The sequence below is a fragment of the Streptomyces purpurascens genome, assembly GCF_045040895.1.
Lineage (GTDB): Bacteria > Actinomycetota > Actinomycetes > Streptomycetales > Streptomycetaceae > Streptomyces > Streptomyces purpurascens.
Map to the genome: position 1 here is coordinate 4,107,935 of NZ_CP108341.1, position 18,114 is coordinate 4,126,048.

Annotated in this window: 17 protein-coding genes; 5 read left to right on the plus strand and 12 right to left on the minus strand. The window is 72.0% G+C overall.

The window, feature by feature from the left end:
- Positions 1–80 precede the first annotated feature (80 nt).
- Positions 81–1,388, minus strand: coding sequence for an MFS transporter (locus tag OHU35_RS18615; RefSeq protein ID WP_189726990.1), 1,308 nt, complete (start codon positions 1,386–1,388; stop codon positions 81–83).
- Positions 1,389–1,460: 72 nt separating this feature from the next.
- On the opposite strand from OHU35_RS18615, the gene OHU35_RS18620 reads away from it, so the two are divergent.
- A complete protein-coding gene (locus OHU35_RS18620) occupies positions 1,461–2,483 on the plus strand; it encodes a GlxA family transcriptional regulator (RefSeq protein WP_189726991.1) in 1,023 nt (340 codons plus the stop codon).
- Here OHU35_RS18620 and OHU35_RS18625 read toward each other — a convergent pair.
- The 3 genes from OHU35_RS18625 to OHU35_RS18635 form a co-directional block, all read right to left on the minus strand.
- A complete protein-coding gene (locus tag OHU35_RS18625; protein ID WP_189726992.1) occupies positions 2,473–3,522 on the minus strand; it encodes a Zn-dependent alcohol dehydrogenase in 1,050 nt (349 codons plus the stop codon). The genes OHU35_RS18620 and OHU35_RS18625 overlap by 11 nt on opposite strands.
- Positions 3,522–4,670 carry an acyl-CoA dehydrogenase family protein gene (locus OHU35_RS18630; RefSeq protein ID WP_189726993.1) on the minus strand — a complete coding sequence of 383 codons (1,149 nt, stop codon included), beginning with the start codon at positions 4,668–4,670 and terminating at the stop codon, positions 3,522–3,524. Before OHU35_RS18630 ends, OHU35_RS18625 begins: the two co-directional genes overlap by 1 nt.
- A 93-nt stretch (positions 4,671–4,763) precedes the next feature.
- Complete coding sequence (locus OHU35_RS18635; protein WP_405506053.1) at positions 4,764–5,678, minus strand: SDR family oxidoreductase; 915 nt, start codon at positions 5,676–5,678, stop codon at positions 4,764–4,766.
- 104 nt (positions 5,679–5,782) lie between these two features.
- On the opposite strand from OHU35_RS18635, the gene OHU35_RS18640 reads away from it, so the two are divergent.
- Positions 5,783–6,709 (plus strand): cyclase family protein, encoded by a 927-nt coding sequence (locus OHU35_RS18640; protein WP_189726995.1) that lies wholly within the window; start codon positions 5,783–5,785, stop codon positions 6,707–6,709.
- 468 nt (positions 6,710–7,177) lie between these two features.
- Here OHU35_RS18640 and OHU35_RS18645 read toward each other — a convergent pair whose 3' ends face one another.
- The 4 genes from OHU35_RS18645 to OHU35_RS18660 form a co-directional block, all read right to left on the minus strand.
- Positions 7,178–7,660, minus strand: coding sequence for an ATP-binding protein (locus OHU35_RS18645; protein WP_189727084.1), 483 nt, complete (start codon positions 7,658–7,660; stop codon positions 7,178–7,180).
- Positions 7,661–8,169: 509 nt separating this feature from the next.
- A complete protein-coding gene (locus OHU35_RS18650) occupies positions 8,170–9,051 on the minus strand; it encodes an acyl-CoA dehydrogenase family protein (protein ID WP_359893824.1) in 882 nt (293 codons plus the stop codon).
- 2 nt (positions 9,052–9,053) lie between these two features.
- Complete coding sequence (locus OHU35_RS18655; RefSeq protein WP_189726996.1) at positions 9,054–10,187, minus strand: acyl-CoA dehydrogenase; 1,134 nt, start codon at positions 10,185–10,187, stop codon at positions 9,054–9,056.
- Entirely contained in the window at positions 10,187–11,383 is a 1,197-nt protein-coding gene (locus OHU35_RS18660; RefSeq protein WP_189726997.1) for an amidohydrolase family protein, read from the minus strand. Before OHU35_RS18660 ends, OHU35_RS18655 begins: the two co-directional genes overlap by 1 nt.
- Before the next feature lie 89 nt (positions 11,384–11,472).
- On the opposite strand from OHU35_RS18660, the gene OHU35_RS18665 reads away from it, so the two are divergent.
- A complete protein-coding gene (locus OHU35_RS18665; protein WP_189726998.1) occupies positions 11,473–12,987 on the plus strand; it encodes a class I adenylate-forming enzyme family protein in 1,515 nt (504 codons plus the stop codon).
- A gap of 254 nt (positions 12,988–13,241) precedes the next feature.
- Here the strand turns inward: OHU35_RS18665 and OHU35_RS18670 are convergent, their stop codons facing one another.
- Positions 13,242–13,754 carry an EF-hand domain-containing protein gene (locus OHU35_RS18670; protein WP_189726999.1) on the minus strand — a complete coding sequence of 171 codons (513 nt, stop codon included), beginning with the start codon at positions 13,752–13,754 and terminating at the stop codon, positions 13,242–13,244.
- A gap of 168 nt (positions 13,755–13,922) precedes the next feature.
- A complete protein-coding gene (locus tag OHU35_RS18675; protein WP_189727000.1) occupies positions 13,923–14,303 on the minus strand; it encodes an STAS domain-containing protein in 381 nt (126 codons plus the stop codon).
- A gap of 326 nt (positions 14,304–14,629) precedes the next feature.
- On the opposite strand from OHU35_RS18675, the gene OHU35_RS18680 reads away from it, so the two are divergent.
- Positions 14,630–15,211 (plus strand): sigma-70 family RNA polymerase sigma factor, encoded by a 582-nt coding sequence (locus OHU35_RS18680; protein ID WP_189727001.1) that lies wholly within the window; start codon positions 14,630–14,632, stop codon positions 15,209–15,211.
- Positions 15,208–16,497 (plus strand): zf-HC2 domain-containing protein, encoded by a 1,290-nt coding sequence (locus OHU35_RS18685; RefSeq protein WP_189727002.1) that lies wholly within the window; start codon positions 15,208–15,210, stop codon positions 16,495–16,497. Before OHU35_RS18680 ends, OHU35_RS18685 begins: the two co-directional genes overlap by 4 nt.
- Before the next feature lie 97 nt (positions 16,498–16,594).
- Here OHU35_RS18685 and purU read toward each other — a convergent pair whose 3' ends face one another.
- Positions 16,595–17,476, minus strand: coding sequence for a formyltetrahydrofolate deformylase (gene purU / locus OHU35_RS18690; protein ID WP_189727003.1), 882 nt, complete (start codon positions 17,474–17,476; stop codon positions 16,595–16,597).
- A gap of 46 nt (positions 17,477–17,522) precedes the next feature.
- Positions 17,523–18,023 (minus strand): SCO4402 family protein, encoded by a 501-nt coding sequence (locus OHU35_RS18695; protein WP_189727004.1) that lies wholly within the window; start codon positions 18,021–18,023, stop codon positions 17,523–17,525.
- Positions 18,024–18,114 lie beyond the last annotated feature (91 nt).

The window sequence follows — 18,114 nt, forward strand, 5'->3', positions numbered from 1 at the left end:
GTTCACACCGGGGACGGAGCGGGACGCGGGTTCTCGACATCCCCGTCCGACTTTTTTCGGGCTCCCGTGAGAATGACCTGTCACACCGTCGCCGCCACACCGCCCGCCCGCCGCCGGATCACCAGCGCCATCAGCGCCGCCACCGCGCACAGCGCCCCCGACGCGTACCAGACCACGTCGTACGAGCCGAACGCGTCGCGGGCGACGCCGCCGAGGAAGGCGACCAGGGCGGCGCCCACCTGGTGGGAGGCGAGGACCCAGCCGAAGACGATCGCGCTGTCCTCGCCGTACTGCTCGCGGCACAGGGCGAGGGTGGGCGGGACGGTGGCGACCCAGTCGAGGCCGTAGAAGACGATGAAGAAGATCATCGGCGGGTGGACCGAGGGCGCCAGCAGCAGCGGGAGGAACAGCAGCGACACCCCCCGCAGCGCGTAGTACACCGCGAGCAGCCGGCGCGCGTCGAAGCGGTCCGTGAACCAGCCGGAGGCGATCGTGCCGACGACGTCGAAGATCCCGATGACCGCGAGCAGCGAGGCCGCGGCCGTGATGGGCATGCCGTGGTCGTGGGAGGCGGGCACGAAGTGGGTCTGGACCAGGCCGTTGGTGGAGGCACCGCAGATCGCGAAGGTGCCGGCGAGCAGCCAGAACGGGCCGGTGCGGGCGGCGGAGAACAGGACGGACACGGCACGGCGCGCGGCGCCCACCACCGGTGCCGGCTTCGGCACGAACTCGGTCGCGCCGTACGGCTTCTGGCCCACGTCGGCGGGGTGGTCGTGGAGGAGGAGCCAGACGAAGGGGACGACCGCGAGCGCCGCGAGCGCGACCGTCACGGCCGCCGGACGCCACTCGTACCGGTCGATGATCCAGGACAGCAACGGCAGGAAGATGAGCTGGCCCGAGGCCGACGCGGCGGTGAGGACACCGCTGACCAGGCCGCGCCGTTCGGTGAACCAGCGGTTGGTGACGGTCGCCGCGAACGCCAGCGCCATGGAGCCGGAGCCGAGGCCGACCAGCAGGCCCCAGCACAGCATCAGCTGCCACGCCGCCGTCATCCACACCGTCAGGCCGGAACCGAGGGCGATGATCGTCAGGGCGACCGCGACCACCCGGCGGATGCCGAAGCGGTCCATCAGGGCCGCCGCGAACGGGGCCGTCAGACCGTACAGCGCGAGATTGACGGAGACCGCGGCACCGATCGTGCCGCGCGACCAGCCGAACTCGTCGTGCAGCGGGTCGATGAGCAGGCCCGGCACGGAACGGAAGGCGGCGGCGCCGATGATCGTCACAAAGGTGACGGCGGCGACGAACCATGCGCGGTGCACACGCCTGCGGGTCGGCTTGGGCTCGGGCTGGCGGACGGGTGCCGCGGCGTCGGCTGTCTGGGTCACGTCATAGAGCTTCCGATCCGCGCCCGGGACTCATCGAGTGGCCCAAGAGACAGCATTCGCTAGGATCGGGCCATGGCAGCGAGCGCAGCACACCCGGGCTTCCGCCCCCACCGCGTCGTCGTCCTCGCCCTCGACGGCCTGCTCCCCTTCGAACTGGGCATCCCGCACCGCATCTTCGGCCGCCCCAAGGACGCCCGGAGGCGGCACCTGTACGAGGTCGTGACCTGCTCGGTCCGGCCGCCCGGCCCGGTCGTGACGGACGCCGACTTCGACATCCACGTCGCCCACGGCCCGGAGGCCCTGGCCACCGCCGACACGGTGATCGTCCCGGCGTCGTACGAACTCGGCCCGGTCTACGAGGAGGGCGTGCTGACCGACGAACTCGCCGCCGCCCTCGCCCACCTCCGGCCCGGCACCCGGCTGGCCTCCATCTGCACCGGCGTCTACGTCCTGGCCGCCGCCGGCCTGCTCGACGGCCGCCCCGCCACCACCCACTGGGCCGACTCCGAGCGCCTCCAGCGGCTCTTCCCGCAGGTCAAGGTCGACCCGGACGTGTTGTTCATCGACGACGGCGATGTGCTGACCTCCGCGGGCGTCGCGGCCGGCCTCGACCTGTGCCTGCACATGGTGCGCCGCGACCACGGCGCCGCCGTCGCCAACGAGGTGGCCCGCCGTACGGTCGTACCGCCCCACCGCGACGGCGGGCAGGCGCAGTACATCGAGCGGCCGGTGCCCGATCCGCAGCAGGCGTCCACCACCGCCGCCCGCGCCTGGGCCCTGGGCCGCCTGCACGAGCCGATCCAGCTGCGCGACATGGCCGCCCAGGAGTCCATGTCGGTCCGCACCTTCACCCGCCGCTTCCGTGAGGAGACCGGCGTCAGCCCGGGCCAGTGGATCACCCAGCAGCGCGTGGAACGGGCCCGGCACCTGCTGGAGTCCACCGACCGCTCCGTCGACCAGGTGGCCCACGACGCCGGTTTCGGCACGGCCCAGTCGATGCGCCAGCACCTCCAGACGGCGCTCGGCGTCACGCCGACCGCCTACCGGCGGACCTTCCGGGCCGAAAAGGACCGGACGGCGGCCGTCAGAACGTAAGCACCCCCCGCGCCACCCGCCCCGCCTCCGCGTCCGCCGCCGCCTTCTCGAACTCCTCGACCGGATAGGTCCGGGTGACGAGTTCGTCGAGCAGCAGCCGTCCCTGGCGGTACAGGTCGGCGTACAGGGCGATGTCGCGCTGCGGGCGGGAGGAGCCGTAGCGGCAGCCCAGGATGGACTTGTCGAGGTACATCGACGAGACGCGGAAGGACGCCTCGGCCGCGGCCGGGGGCACGCCGAGGAGGATCGCCTGGCCGTGCCGGTCCAGCGCGTCGACGGCCTGGCGGATCAGCTCCACGCGGCCGACGCACTCGAAGGCGTGGTCCGCGCCGGTGGGCAGGACACCGCGCACGCCCTCGGTCGAGGTGAGGAAGTCCGTCGCGCCGAAGCGCCGCGCCACCTCCTCCTTCGCCGGGTTGGCGTCGACCGCCACGATCCGCAGGGCGCCCGCGAGCCGCGCCCCCTGCAACACGTTCAGCCCGATGCCGCCCGTCCCGATCACCAGCACACTGTCGCCCCGGTCCACCCGCGCCCGGTTCAGTACGGCACCCACCCCCGTCAGCACCCCGCACCCGATGAGCGCCGCCGACGCCATGGGGATGTCCTCGGGGATGCGGACGGCCTGCACGGCCTTCACCACCGTGCGCTCCGCGAAGGCCGAGTTCGCCGCGAACTGGTACACCGGCAGGCCTTCGTGGCTGAACGGCCGGCCCGGGCGCCCGATCGCCCCCCGGCACATCGTGGGCCGCCCCCGGTCGCACTCCGCGCACGTACCGCAGTTGGCCAGCGTGGACAGCGCGACATGGTCACCGGGCGCCACATGGGTGACGCCCACCCCCACCGCCTCCACGACCCCGGCCCCCTCATGGCCCAGCACCACGGGAACCGGGAACGGTATGGTCCCGTCCACCACCGACAGATCGCTGTGGCAGAGCCCGGCCGCCCGGATCGCGACCCGCACCTCACCCGGCCCCGGCTCCCGCACCTCCAGGTCCGTCACGACCCGGACCTGCTTCCCGTCGAAGATCACGCCTCGCATCACACGGCCCCCTTGGGCTCCCTGGGCAGGCCGAGCACGCGCTCGGCGATGATCGTGCGCTGGATCTGGTCCGAGCCGCCGTAGACGGTGTCGGCCCGGGAGAACAGGAACAGGTGCTGTGCCGCGTCCAGTTCATAGGGCGACGAGGCCGACCAGTCCGCCGGACCGACGCTCGCCGCCGCGCCCCGCACCAGCACCGCCAGCTCCCCGAGCCGCTGGTGCCAGCCGGCCCACAGCAGCTTCGCCACGCTCGGCGCCCCCGCGTCGCCCGAACCGCCCAGCGTGCGCAGGGCGTTCCAGCGCATGGTGCGCAGTTCGGCCCACTGCCGTACGAGCCGTTCCCGTACGACGGGATCGCGCGCCGCGCCCGACTCCACGGCCGCCCGCACGACGTCCTCGAGCTCCTGGGCGAACCCGATCTGCTGGGCCAGCGTGGACACGCCCCGCTCGAAACCGAGCAGGCTCATGGCGACGCGCCAGCCGTCGCCCTCGCTCCCGACGACCTGCTCCGCGTGCGCGCCGTCGAAGAAGACCTCGTTGAAGTCGCTGGTACCGGTCATCTGCCGGATGGGACGGACCTCGACACGGCCCGGCTGATCCATGGGGACGAGCAGGAAGGTCAGCCCGTGGTGCCGTTTCGACCCGGGCTCGGTACGCGCGAGCACGAAGCACCAGTCGGCCTCGTGCGCGAGCGACGTCCAGATCTTCTGCCCCGTGACGCGATACCCACGGCCACCCTCCTCGCGTACGGCCGCGGTACGGACCCCGGCCAGGTCCGAACCGGCACCGGGTTCGCTGTAGCCCTGGCACCAGAGTTCGTCACCGGCGGCGATCGGAGGCAGGAAGCGGGCCTTCTGCTCCTCGGTGCCGTGGGCCAGGAGCGTAGGCGCGAGCAGGTTCTCCCCGATGTGCCCGGAGCGCGGAGGCGCCCCCGACCGCGCGTACTCCTCCGCCCAGACGACCTGTTGGGTGAGGGTGGCCCTCCGATTCCCGTACCCGTCCGCCCCCCACCCGAGCCCGATCCACCCGGCCGCACCGAGCGTCCGCTCCCATGCGCGCCGCCCACTCTCACCCGTGGCGTGCGCCGCGAGCCATTCACGGACCTCGGCACGAAAGTCCTCGTCATCACGCGCGAACCCGAATTCCACGATCCCGCCTCACTCAAGGTTCCTCAGGGGCGCGGGGAACTGCGCGAACAACCACAACGCACCCGCACCCGCCACACCACACGCACCCCCGAGCTACTGGGCGTTGGGCCGCTCCCCCTCCCGAGCCGCCCTCTCCATCTCCCGCACCCGCTCCAACAAGGGCATCGGATCCACCCCCACCGACCCGGGCAAGAACTCCGCGATCCCCTCCACGGTCCAACCGCCGGAGGCATACGCCGCACGCAACTCCCGCGGCTGCGCCCACACCGCGATCTTCGCCCCCGCGACCGTGTACACCTGCCCGGTGATCCCCTCCCGGGACGCCGCGTCGGACAGCAGATACACCACCAGCGCGGCGACATCCTCCGGCTCCCCGATCTCCGCCAGCTCCATCGGCACACCCGCCGACATCCGCGTCCGCGCGACCGGCGCCACCGCGTTCGCGGTCACCCCGTACTTGTGCAGCCCCAGCGCCGCGCTCCGCACCAGCGAGATGATCCCGCCCTTGGCCGCGCTGTAGTTGGCCTGCGAAACGGACCCCTGGTGGTTCCCGCTCGTGAACCCGAGCAGCGTCCCGGCCCGCTGCTTCCGCATCACCGCCGAGGCCGCCCGGAACACCGTGAACGTACCCTTCAGATGGGTCGCGACGACCGGGTCCCACTCCTCCTCGGTCATGTTGAACAGCATCCGCTCGCGCAGGATCCCGGCCACGCAGACCACCCCGTCGAGCCGCCCGTACGACGCGAGCGCCACGTCGACGACCCGCTGTCCGCCCGCCATGGTGGAGATGTCGTCGGCAACGGCCATCGCCTCGCCGCCGGCCGCCTCGATCTCCTTGACCACGACCTCGGCGATCTCACTGGTCGGCGAGGCGCCGTCGACCGAGACGCCGTAGTCGTTGACGACGACCTTCGCCCCCTCGGACGCCGCCGCGAGCGCGACCGCCCGGCCGATGCCCCGCCCGGCGCCGGTGACGGCGACGACCTTCCCTGCCAAGAAGTTCCCCACGCCCGGCCCCTTCCCGTCCCACGGTTTCTGACGGACCGTTAGATTTCAGGTTCCCGAATTCTACGACCCGTCAGATACGGGAAGACAAGCCCCGGGGAGGACTCATGTCGCTGCCGGACGCGTTCCACGACATCGCCAAGCGCGTGAACAACTGGGGCCGTTGGGGGGCCGAGGACGAGCTCGGCACGCTGAACCTGATCACCGACGAGGTCGTACGGGAGGCCGCGGCCACCGTCCGCAGCGGCCGCCGCGTCCCTCTCGCGCTGCCCCTCGAGCAGAACGGCGTGCAGACGGGGATGATCCCGGGCCGCATCGACCCGCTGCACGTCATGGTGCAGATCAACCAGGAGCTGTTCGGCCCGGGCACGGTCGCGTGCAGCGACGACGCCGTGACCATGGGGCTGCAGGCGGCCACCCACTGGGACGCGTTGCCCCATGTCTCGCACTCGGGCCGGATCTACAACGGCCGCCCGGCCGGCTCCATCACGGCGCACGGCGGCGCCGGGTTCAGCGGCATCGGCACGGTCCGGCACCTCGTCTCGCGCGGGGTCCTGCTCGATGTCGCCCGGGCCCGGGGCACGGAGCGGCTCGACGGCGGGTACGCCGTCACCCCCGAGGACCTGGACGCCGCCGAGGAACTGGCCGGAACGCGGGTACGGGCCGGCGACATCGTGCTCGTACGGACCGGGCAGGTCCAGGTCTGCCTGGCCGGGGACCGGCACGCCTACGCCTACCCGTCACCGGGGCTGTCGATCCGGACGCCGGAGTGGTTCCACGCGCGCGATGTCGCGGCCGTCGCCAACGACACGCTGACCTTCGAGGTGTTCCCGCCCGAGGTGGACGGCCTGTGGCTGCCGGTGCACGCCCTCGACCTCGTGGAGATGGGGATGCCGCAGGGCCAGAACTGGAATCTCGAAAAGTTGTCCACAGCCTGTGGAGAAACGGGGCGCTACGCGTTCCTGCTGTCGGCGACGCCCGAGCCGTTCGCCGGGGCGACCGGGTCCCCGGTGGCGCCGGTCGCCGTTCTCTAGGGCATCGGCTGCCCAGGGTCCCGCTGAAGCTGGATGGCGGCGCCCCGCTGCTCGCCCCGAGCACGGCAGCGTGCGCCGCCACCCATCTCCGGCGCTCCCGCCCCGGCTCCCCTGGCCCTGAAGGGAGCCGACGCCGAATCACGACTCACACTCGCCGAGGGCTGCCGTCACCGAAGCCCTCGCCGTCCCCTCACGGCGAATCGCTGCTCACCAGCGTGAGCACACGGTCACGACGCGTCAACACCCGATTCGGTGATTTGTCGCTTATGCGGTATGTGCCGTAGGCGCGCACGGAAGCACATCCCGGCGCATCGCCGCATGCCATGACGGAACCGGCCGGCCTGCCTGCACCCGTGCCCCGGCTTCGCCGCAAGACCCCGCGGCATGTGCCCCCGTCCACCACGCCTCGCACTCCACGTGCCCGGCGGGCACGGACGAGCGAGGACGGGCAAGCCGAAGGACCGGGCCCTACACCGCCTCGTACGCCAGCCCCTCGAAGGACGTCCCGGCACCGCCGTACGCCGCCGCGCCCCCTCCGCACGACGCCGTGACCTCACCGGACTTCACGCACCGGTCCAGCTCGCACCAGATGCGCTTGCCGGTGCTCTCGACGCTCCAGCCCCAGCGGTCGGCGAGGCCGTCGACGAGGGCGAGGCCACGGCCGCCGGTCGCGTCGTCGTCAGCGCACCGGGGCACGGGGGCCCGGCCGCTGCGGTCGGCGACCTCGAGACGGACCGTGGCCTCGTCCGTCACCGCGTGCGGCAGGGACAGCAGCAGGACCGCGGGGCAGCCGGTGTGCACCACGGCGTTGGTGACGAGCTCGGAGACGAGCAGGATCAGCGTCTCGGCGAGCGGTTCGTCGGCCTGTATGCCGGACCCGGCCAGGCGCGAGCGGGCCCACCGCCGGGCACGCCCCACCTCTGCGGGGTCGGGCCGGATCTCCAGCTGCACTTGAAGCACCTGCACCGCTCACACCATCCGAACCGGCGGACACTTAGGCTCGCGCCTCACGAGGGCCACGATCGTAGCCATTTTCTGCATGGCCAGAACAACGGCCGGGACAAGGATCACGGAACGTGAATCCCTTGTGGGACAGCATGGTTGACGTACAGTCACCCCAACAAGCGCTTCGGGCATATTCCAGCGCGAAGGAGTACCCCTGCGGGATACTGTGCGACGCTCGCCGCGGGGAGTCGAACAGGCGGCGACGCGGGGCCGCGCTGACGGGCAAGCAGCGGCGCGCATCGCCGGATCCGCAGTCGCCCCGGGGGCGGCTGCGGCGCGGCGCGTGTTCAGAACCACTCGCATCTCACACAAGGTACCGGAGCGGACAGCCGACTCCGGGCTGTTACGAGTCACGCATCGGATACGACCCGATATCGACTCTCCGTAATTCCGGCATGCCACAATCCGCGACATCTTTACGGGACTCGTCGGCAATGTCGCAGCCAGCGGGCCTGTCAGGCCACTCCGGCCGCCAGATCGGCCGCGAGGAGTTCCTCACTCTCCGTGACTCCGCCCGCACGTTGCGTTCGAACCCATGCGCGTTTCAGATGCAGATGCACCTCGGACTCCCAGGTGAAGCCCATGCCGCCGTGCACCTGGAGACAGTCGCGGGCGCCGCGCACGGCGGCCTCGTCGGCGAGCAGGCGGGCGGCGGCGATGTCGACCGGGTCGGCGGTGACGGCGGCCGCGTACACCGCGGCGCGGGCCGTCTCCGCCCGGACCAGCATCCCCGCGCACAGGTGCGCCACCGCCTGGAAGGCCCCTATGGGCCGTCCGAACTGTTCGCGGGCCCGGGCGTGTTGCGCCGCCAGTTCGCAGACGCGGCCCGCCGTGCCGAGCTGCTCGGCGGCGGTGAGGAGGACGGCGACGGGGTCCGGGACCGTAGCCGCGCCGCCGGGCACGCGGTGCACGGGCGTCAGCGGGTCGAGGGAGCGCAGCGGCACGGCCGCGGCGGTGTCGCCGCGTACGACGTCGGCCTCCGCCAGCCACTCCGCGAGGCCGCCGTCGACGGCCGTCACGACGGTCTCCCCCGTGGCCGCGCCCGGCACGGTTCCGGCCGCGAGGTGGGTGGCGGCCAGCGGCCCGGGCAGCAGCGCCCGCCCCGCCTCCTCGAACACCAACACGGCCTCGGGCAGCCCCAGTCCGACCCCGCCGTCCGCCTCCGGCAGCCGCAACGCGAAGAACCCGGCGTCGCCCAGGGCCCGCCACAGCACCCGGTCCAGCCGCGCCGGGCCCCGCACGGCCGCCCGCAGCGCCTCCGCGCCGAAGCGCCGGGCCAGCAGCTGCCGCACCCCGTCGCGCAACGCCCGCTGGTCGTCCGTCAACCGGAAACGCACGGTCACCGCCCCTTCGGCAGGCCGAGGATCCGCTCGGCGACGATGCCGTGCTGGATCTGCGAGGTACCGGCCGCGATGGTGTACGAGAGGGACGAGAGGCGGTCGAGGGTCCAGGGCCGGTCCAGGTCGAGGCGGTCCGGGCCCAGGACGTCGGCGGCCGCGTCGTAGAGCTCCTGGCGGGCGTGCGAGTACCGCAGCTTGAAGACCGAGCCTTGGGCCCCGGGCACCCCGCCCGAGGCCTCCGCCGCGCTCACGTTCCACTGCGTGAGCCGCCACAGTGCCCGGAACTCGGCGTTGAGCCTGCCCAGCCGGCGCCGCAGCGCCGGGTCGTCCCAGCGGCCGTTCTCGCGGGCCCGGGCGGCCAGTTCGCCCAGGACGCGGCGGCAGGCGACCACCTCGCCGGCGAAGGCCGTGCCGCGTTCGAAGGACAGCGTCACCATCGTCACGCGCCAGCCGTCGTTCTCGTCCCCGACCCGGTTGGCGACCGGCACCCGCACCTCGTCGAGGAACACCTCGGCGAACTCGGCCGACCCGGCCAGTGTGCGCAGCGGCCGTACGGTGATGCCGGGCGCGTCCATGGGCATGGCGAGCCAGGTGATGCCCCGGTGCTTGGGCGCCGACGGGTCCGTGCGGACCAACAGCTCGCACCAGTCGGCGACTTCCGCGTGGGAGGTCCAGATCTTGGAGCCGGTCACCACGTAGTGGTCGCCGTCGCGCCACGCGCGCGTGCGCAGGGCCGCGAGGTCGGAGCCGGCCTCCGGTTCACTGAAGCCCTGGCACCAGACCTCCTCGCCGCGCAGGATCGGCGGCAGCCAGCGGGCCCGCTGCTCGTGCGTGCCCTCGGCGGCGACGGTCGGGCCTGCGTGCAGCAGCCCCACGAAGTTGGCGCCCACATAGGGCGCGCCCGCCTTCTCGGTCTCCTCCAGGAAGATCAGCCGGGTGGTCGGGGAGGCGTCCCAGTGGACGTCGGCGTATCCGGCGTCGTGGAGCCTGCGCTGCCAGCCGAGGTCGTACGCCCGCCGCCCCGGCCAGTCGTCGGGCGACGGCTTGGACGGCAGACCGGGGAGCACCCGCGCGAGCCACTCCCGCAACCGGGCCCGGAAGTCCTCCTCCTCGGGCGTGTACGACAGGTCCATCAGCGGTCGAGGTCCAGGTCCAGCATGCGGATGGCGTTGCCGCGCATCAGCTTGTAGACCGTCTCGTCGTCGAGGCCCTTGACGTGGTCGAGGGCGACCTCCTTGGTGTGCGGGAAGGTCGAGTCGACGTGCGGGTAGTCGGTCTCGAAGGTGGCGTTGTCGCGGCCGACGACGTCGAGCGAGGCCACGCCGTGCTTGTCTCGGAAGAAGCAGCAGAAGATCTGCCGGTAGTAGTACGTGGACGGCGGCTCGGGGATCGTGTCGCGGACCCCGCCCCAGGCGCGGTGCTCCTCCCAGACGTCGTCGGCGCGCTCCAGGGCGTAGGGGACCCAGCCCATCTGGCCCTCGGAGTAGGCCAGTTTGAGGCGCGGGAACCTCACCAGCACCCCACTGAAGAGGAAGTCCATCATCGAGGCCATCGCGTTGTTGAAGCTGAGCGAGGCCTGGACGGCGGGCGGTGCGTCCGGGGAGGCGGCCGGCATCTGGGACGAGGATCCGATGTGCATGTTGACGACCGTCCCGGTCTCCTGGCAGACCGCGAAGAAGGGGTCCCAGTAGCCGGAGTGGATGGACGGCAGCCCGAGGTGGGTGGGGATCTCGGAGAAGGTCACCGCCCGCACCCCGCGCTCGGCGTTGCGCCGGATCTCCGCGACGGCCAGCTCGACGTCCCACAGCGGGATCAGGCAGAGCGGGATGAGCCGCCCGCCGCTGTCCCCGCACCACTCCTGGACCATCCAGTCGTTGTAGGCGCGCACACAGGCCAGGGCGACCTCCTTGTCGTGCGCCTCGGCGAAGGTCTGGCCGCAGAAGCGCGGGAAGGACGGGAAGCAGAGCGACGCCTCGACATGGTTGAGGTCCATGTCCTCCAGGCGGGCCTTCGGGTCCCAGCAGCCGCGCCGCATCTCCTCCCTGGTGATGCCCTCCAGGGTCATCTCGTCCCGGTCGAAGCCGACGGCGGCGATGTTGCGCTTGTACGGGAACTTCAGGTCCTCGTAGATCCACCAGTCGGTGGGCGGGCCGTCCGGGTCCATCGTGATCCGGTACTTGCCGCCGACGTAGGCGAGTTCACCGATCCCGGCGGTCAGGGGCCTGGGTCCGCGGTCGCGGTACTTGGCCGGCAGCCAGGTGTCGAAGAGGTGGGCGGGCTCGATCACGTGGTCGTCGACGCTGATGATGCGGGGCAGTTCGGTCGCCATGGGTCCCCTCCGCCGGACGGTACTTATCTGATGCAGCGTCAGATAGCATCCCATCTGACGGTCCGTCAGCCAAGCAGCAGGGGGCAGTCGTGAACGAGACCCCGCACGAACTGAGTTCGTCCCGCACGCTGTGGGAGCTGGTCATCCGCCGCGCCGCCCTCACCCCGGACCGGCCGCTCTTCCTCCAGGACGACGAGTCCGGTGGGCGCACGCTGACGTTCGGCGCTCTGCGCGCACGGGCCGAGCGGGTCGCGGCCGGGCTGTACGGCATGGGCGTCCGCCCCGGCACGGTGGTCGCCTGGCAGCTGCCCACCCGGATCGAGACGGCCCTGCTGTCCTTCGCGCTGGCCCGCCTCGGCGCCGTGCAGACCCCGGTCATCCCCTTCTACCGGGACCGCGAGGTGGGCTTCGCGCTGCGCGAGTCGAGGGCGGAGTTCTTCGCGGTGCCGGGCGAGTGGCGCGGCTTCGACCACGCGGAGATGGCCCGGCGGCTGGGCGCGAAGGGCGCCTTCGAGGCGTACGGCGACCTGCCCGACGGGGATCCCTCCGTACTGCCTCCCCCACCCTCCGACGGCACCACGGTCCGCTGGATCTACTGGACGTCCGGCACCACCTCCGACCCCAAGGGCGTGCTGCACACGGACCGTTCCCTGATCGCGGGCGGCTCCTGCCTCGCGCACGCCCTGCGGCCCTCGGGGGACGACGTGGGGTCGATCGCCTTCCCGTACGCCCATATCGGCGGGCCCGACTACACGGTGATGCTGCTGCTGTACGGCTTCCCGGCGGTACTGTTCGAGCAGTTCGCGCTGCCGGACGCGCTGGGGTCCTACCGCCGGCACGGGGTGACCATGGCGGGCGGGTCCACGGCGTTCTACTCGATGTTCCTGGCGGAGCAGCGGAAACGGCCGGGGACCCCTGTGGTGCCGACGCTACGGCTGCTGGCGGGCGGCGGGGCGCCGAAGCCGCCGGAGCTGTACCACGCCGTCGTGCGCGAGATGGGCGTGCGGCTCACCCACGGGTACGGCATGACCGAGGTCCCCATGATCACCATGGGGGCGCCGGACGACACCCCCGAGCTGCTGGCGACGACCGAGGGGCGGCCGCCAGAGGGGATGGAGATCCGGATCGTGGACGGGGAGGTGCGGTTGCGCGGGGAGGCCGTGTGCCAGGGGTATCTGGATCCGGGGCAGACGGCGGAGGCCTTCGACGAGGAGGGGTTCCTGCGCACCGGTGACCTCGGGCACGTGACGGAGACCGGGCACCTGGTCCTCACCGGCCGGCTCAAGGACGTCATCATCCGCAAGGGCGAGAACATCTCGGCCCAGGAGATCGAGGACCTGCTGCACCGGCATCCGGCGGTCGGGGACGTGGCGGTGATCGGCCTGCCGGACGCCGCACGCGGAGAGCTGGTCTGCGCGGTGGTCGAACAGCCACCGGACGCCGAGCCCTTGACCCTCCCGGCCGCCACCGCCTTCCTACGCGCCGAGGGCCTGTCCGTGCACAAGCTGCCGGAACGGCTGGAGCTGGTCGACGCGCTTCCACGGGGCGAGACCCTGCGCAAGGTACTGAAGTACAAGCTGCGTGAGCGGTACTCGGGCGGGTGACGCGGCTCGGGCGTGTGACACGGCCAGGTTGGCTACGCGGCCGGGCGACGCGCCTCGGGCGGGTGACCCGACTCGGGCGGGCTACGCGCCTCGGGCGGGCTACGCGGCCGGGGTGGCTACACGGCCGGGCTACGCGCCTCGGGCGGGTGACACGCCTCGGGCGGGCGACGCGGCCAGGCGGGCGGCGCCGGGCGGGCGGCGCCGCTCGGGCCTGGGTACCGCCCGGGCCGACGCCGCCGCCCAAGCCAGTAGTTCTACTCCGGCACCGTGAAGTAGCGGGCGAAGGCCGGTACGACCTCGGGCTCTCCGACCTTGCCGTCCTCGTCCGCGTCCAGCGCGCCGGCGGCTGTGCGGGCGATGTCCTCGGGGGCGCCGAGGCACGTGAGCACCCGGGCCACTTCCTCGAGCGTCGCCGCGCCGTCACCATCCGTGTCGGCGATGTCCAGTGCCGCGTGCAGGAAGGGACGGGCGATCTCGGCGAACCGGTCCGGGTTGTCGCGCAGGCGCTTGACCGCGCCGTTGACGAACTCCTCGCGCGTGATGCGCTGGTCGCCGTCGCGGTCCGCGATGCCCGCCATGCCCTGCCAGAACGCCTCCGCGCCGCCGTACAGCGCCTGGCCCTTGTCGGACCGGGCCGCTACGGCGAACTCCGCGAGCAGCGCCTTGGCCGCCCCGTAGAAGTCCTCGCGGTCGATGTAGCCGTTGCCGTCCTGGTCGAAGGTGGCGAACCGGGCGGCGATCCTGCGCTCGTACTCGCTGCTGACCATGTCTCTTTCAGGCCGCCTTACGTCAGGTGGGGTGCGTCTCGCTCGGAGCGTACGACGGAGGGGGCCGTTCGGGCGCGGGAAAACGTCACTTGCGCCAAGACCGGGGGAATTCCGGGACAACAGCGTGTCAGAACGGCAACACTCGCCCTACCGTGCGTCATCGGCTCCTCACGCGGACAGGGGTTCGCCCTCGTCACCCAGGGCCGCGTCCACATCGCCGTACACGTCGAACAGCCTGCGCACGCCCAGCGCGCCGAGGACCCGGTTGACATGGGACCCGTCGGCCGCGCCCCGGGCGGGCAGCACCAGCCGCAGCCGGCCCTGGCAGGAGCGGATCAGACGGCGGGCGGCGATGAGCACGCCGACGCCGCTGGAATCGCAGAAGAACACATCGGACAGGTCGAGGACAAGACAGTGGTGCCCCTCGGCCACTACGTCGTGCACACGCTGACGCAGCACCGGCGAGGTCACCAGATCCAGTTCGCCGGACACCTGGAGCACGGCCCATTCGCCCTGCTCGCCGCCGGTCACTTTGAAGGTCACCACCACGCCCTTCGATCGCCAAAACGGAAGCAGTCCCTACGCTTCCTTGCAGCGCGGCTGCCCAGCGGCCGTTCCCTGAAACACAACGCGAAAAACGGACCCCCCGCGAATGAGGCTTGTTTTAGTCGGCTTCGATCCTGTTCGATCCCCTTCAGTCAGGTCTGATCGGAGGGCGGAGGGGTAGACGCCTCTACCACCTGCGGCCGGTCAGGGGGCGCACATTGCCACAAAGGGGCGTGCGCTACCGGACGTGCCGACTACATTCGGGGAGACATCAGGCACACGCTGGACAGGGCACGGGCGCGGACACGAACAGGGGGTGAGGGGGCCGCATGGCGAAAAAGGACGTACCGCCCCGCTGGGACCGCAAGATGCAGCAGCGGCTCGCCCGCGGGGAGGCCGCCGCCCTCGGTGAGCTCTACGACCGGTTCGCCTCCCTCGTGCACGGCCTCGCCCACCGCGTCCTCGGCGACGAGCGCGCCGCCGACGGCATCACCCGCGAGGTCTTCGTCCACGTCTGGGAACATCCGGACGCCTACGACCCCAGACAGGGCCCGCTGCGCACCTGGGTCGCCACGCTGACCCACCGCCTGGCCGTGCAACGCCTGCGCGCCACCGAGACCGCCGCCCTCGCCATCGACGGCTCCGGCACCGCGGAGGAACTGGAGCACCGGGTGCGCCGCGCCTCGGTCGCCGCCCGCGCCGACTACATCGTCCAGTCCATGCCGGTCCCGCTGCGCTCGGCCCTGGAGCGGGCCTACTTCCAGCGCCGCGACTACCGCCAGACCGCCACCGACCTCGGCATCACCGAGGACGAGGCCCGCCGCCGGCTGCGCCTGGGCCTCCAGCTCCTGTCCACCGCCCACGAGACCGAGCCACCCGGCGCACCGCACGGACACGGGGGTGCGGTGTGAGCGGGTCGGACCTCCCCTCGGGCCCGGGCGAGCCGGACGGGCCCGCGTACGACGACGGACAGGAGCCGGGGAAGCCGCCACGGATCCCCACGCCCCGGGCCTCCGTCGAGGACAGCGGGCTGCCGCTGCCCGCGCTGGAGGACCTCGGTGACGCGGCACTGCCTCCCGTACGGCCCGTGCTGGAGCACCCCGTGCTGAAGGCCCTGCTCGGCGCCTGGGCGCTGGCCGCCTGCTCGGCCGAGGAGGCCGTGGCCGTCGAGGAGCACCTCGGCGAGTGCGGGCAGTGCGCCGACGAGGCGCGGCGGCTGCGCGAGGCGGTCGGGCTGCTGCAACGGCCCGAGAGCCTCGACCTGGACCCGTCGCTGCGCACCCGCGTCCTGGATACCTGCCTGGAGCGGCGCCCGCCGCGCATCCCGGTGCCGGACTGGGCCGCCGCGTACGACGCCGAGACCGCGCGCCTGGACGCCCTGCTCCAGGACTTCGGCGACGCCGAGTGGCACGCGCCGGTACGGCTGCGCTGGTTCCGGGCCGACGAGTCGACGAGCCGCCGTACGACCGTCGCCGGGGTCATCGCGCATCTGCTCAGCGTCGACGGTCTGGTGGCGCTCGCGCTGGGCCTGGACGACCCGCTGGGCGACGTCACGTCCCGGCACCCGACGCCGGCGGCCCGCACCGAGGCGTACTGGCGCGCCTCCCACTTCCCGCCCACCCGGGCCGTGCGGGCGCCCTGGCGGGACCAGAGCCACAACCTCGTCCGCACGGTGTCCTTCACGGGCGGCAGCACCGGGAAGATGCCCGTGCCGTACGGCGACTTCGCACTGCCCCTGCACGACGCGATGCTCGACCGGGCCTTCGAGTGCTGGGTGCACGCCGAGGACATCGCGGACGCGGTCGACTACCCCTACGACCCGCCCTCGCCGCGCCATCTGCACCGCATGATCGACCTGGCGGCCCGCATGCTGCCGACGGCCCTGGCACACCGCCGCCGCGCCGGCCTCGCGGCACCCGCCCCCCACCGCCACCTCGTGGCGGCGGGCGAACCGGGCCGCAGCCTGCGCCTGGAGATCGAGGGCTCGGGCGGCGGCGAGTGGCTGATCCCCCTCGACTCCCCCGCGGCCAAGGGCTCCGCGGAACACGAGGTGGCCCACGTGGCCCTGGACGGCGTCGAGTTCTGCCGCCTGGCAGCGGGCCACGTACCCCCGCAGGAGGCGGCAGCGGGCCAGGTGGGAGACAGACAGGCGATCAGAGACGTCCTCTACGCCGCAGCCTCACTGAGCAGGATGTAGCCACGGGGCGTGCGGGCACTCGGTCAGGGGCGCGGGGAACTGCGCGAACAACCCCCACGCACCCGCGGCCGCCCACAAGACGGGACGCCCCGAGCTCCTAGGCGAAAATCACCGTCCGCCGCCCATTGGGCAGAATCCGCCGCTCGGCATGCCACTTGACCGCCCGGGCCAACGCCTGACACTCCACGTCACGCCCAATGGCGACAAGCCCCTCAGGCGTCACGTCATGCCCCACCCGCTCGACCTCCTGCTCGATGATCGGCCCCTCATCAAGATCGGCCGTCACGTAATGAGCAGTCGCCCCGATCAGCTTCACGCCCCGGGCATGAGCCTGGTGATACGGCTTCGCCCCCTTGAAGCTCGGCAGGAACGAGTGGTGGATATTGATGATCCGCCCGGAAAGCGCCTTGCACAGATCGTCCGACAGCACCTGCATGTACCGGGCGAGCACGACCAGCTCGACACCCTCCTCACGCACGAGGTCGAGCAGCCGCCCCTCCGCCTCGGACTTCGTGTCCTTCGTCACCGGAATGTGGTGGAAGGGGATGTTGTACGAGCCCACCAGCTCGGCGAAGTCCGTGTGGTTGGACACCACCCCGGCGATCTCCACCGGCAGCGCACCGGTCCGCGCCCGGAACAGCAGGTCGTTCAGGCAGTGCCCGAACTTGCTGACCATCAGCAGGATGCGCATCTTCCGGTCGGCCCGGTTGATCTGCCACTCCATCTGGAAGGAGTCACCGATCGCCGCGAAGCTGGCCCGCAGCTTCTCCACGGACACCGGGGCGTCCGCCGAGAAGTGGACGCGCATGAAGAACAGTCCCGTGTCGTGGTCGCCGAACTGCTGGCTGTCCTCGATGTTGCAGCCGGTCATGAACAGATAGCTCGACACGGCGTGCACGATGCCCTTCCTGTCCGGGCAGGAAAGGGTGAGGACGTACTGGTCGGGCGGGGTCTCGGCGGTGGTGGACTGCTCGTTCATGCAGGACAGGTTCCCACAGGCGACCGCACCGCCCGCAATCGTCCCGCTAGGCGGACCTGGTCATGATCCGCAGTACCTCCAGGCTGCGCGGCGGCGTGTCCGGCTCCTCGCCGTCGCTCACGGCGAGCCGCACATGCGCGTCCCGGGCCGCCTGGATCGCCTCCGGCCACGCCTGGTGCTCGAGATACGCGGCGACCGGCGCGTCCGGCCCGACCTGGTGCATGATCCGCAGCACCCGCAGCACGGCGCTGTCGACCAGGGCCGCCTCCTGCGAGTCGCGGAAGATCGTGCCCACGTACTTCTCGGCGGACCAGTGATCCAGCCAGGTGTCCTCGACCAGCCGGTACACCGCGTCGGTCACGTCGCCGTAGCCGTCCACGCCGGCCAGCCAGACGTCCCGCTGGAACCCGGGATCGGAGAGCATGTGCAGCGCCGAGCGCACGTTGCTGCGCCAGCGCCACCACGGCATGTCGTTGACAGGCATGCCGCCCATGGTGGATGAGCGACGGCCACGACGGGAAGAGTTCTCCGAAGCTTGCACGGTCATCGATCGTACGTTCCCCTCCACATCGGTCACACCGACCCCCGTAATTCACCTGCGCGTCACCCATTGTTGAGCCGCGATCACTCTCGGGTTG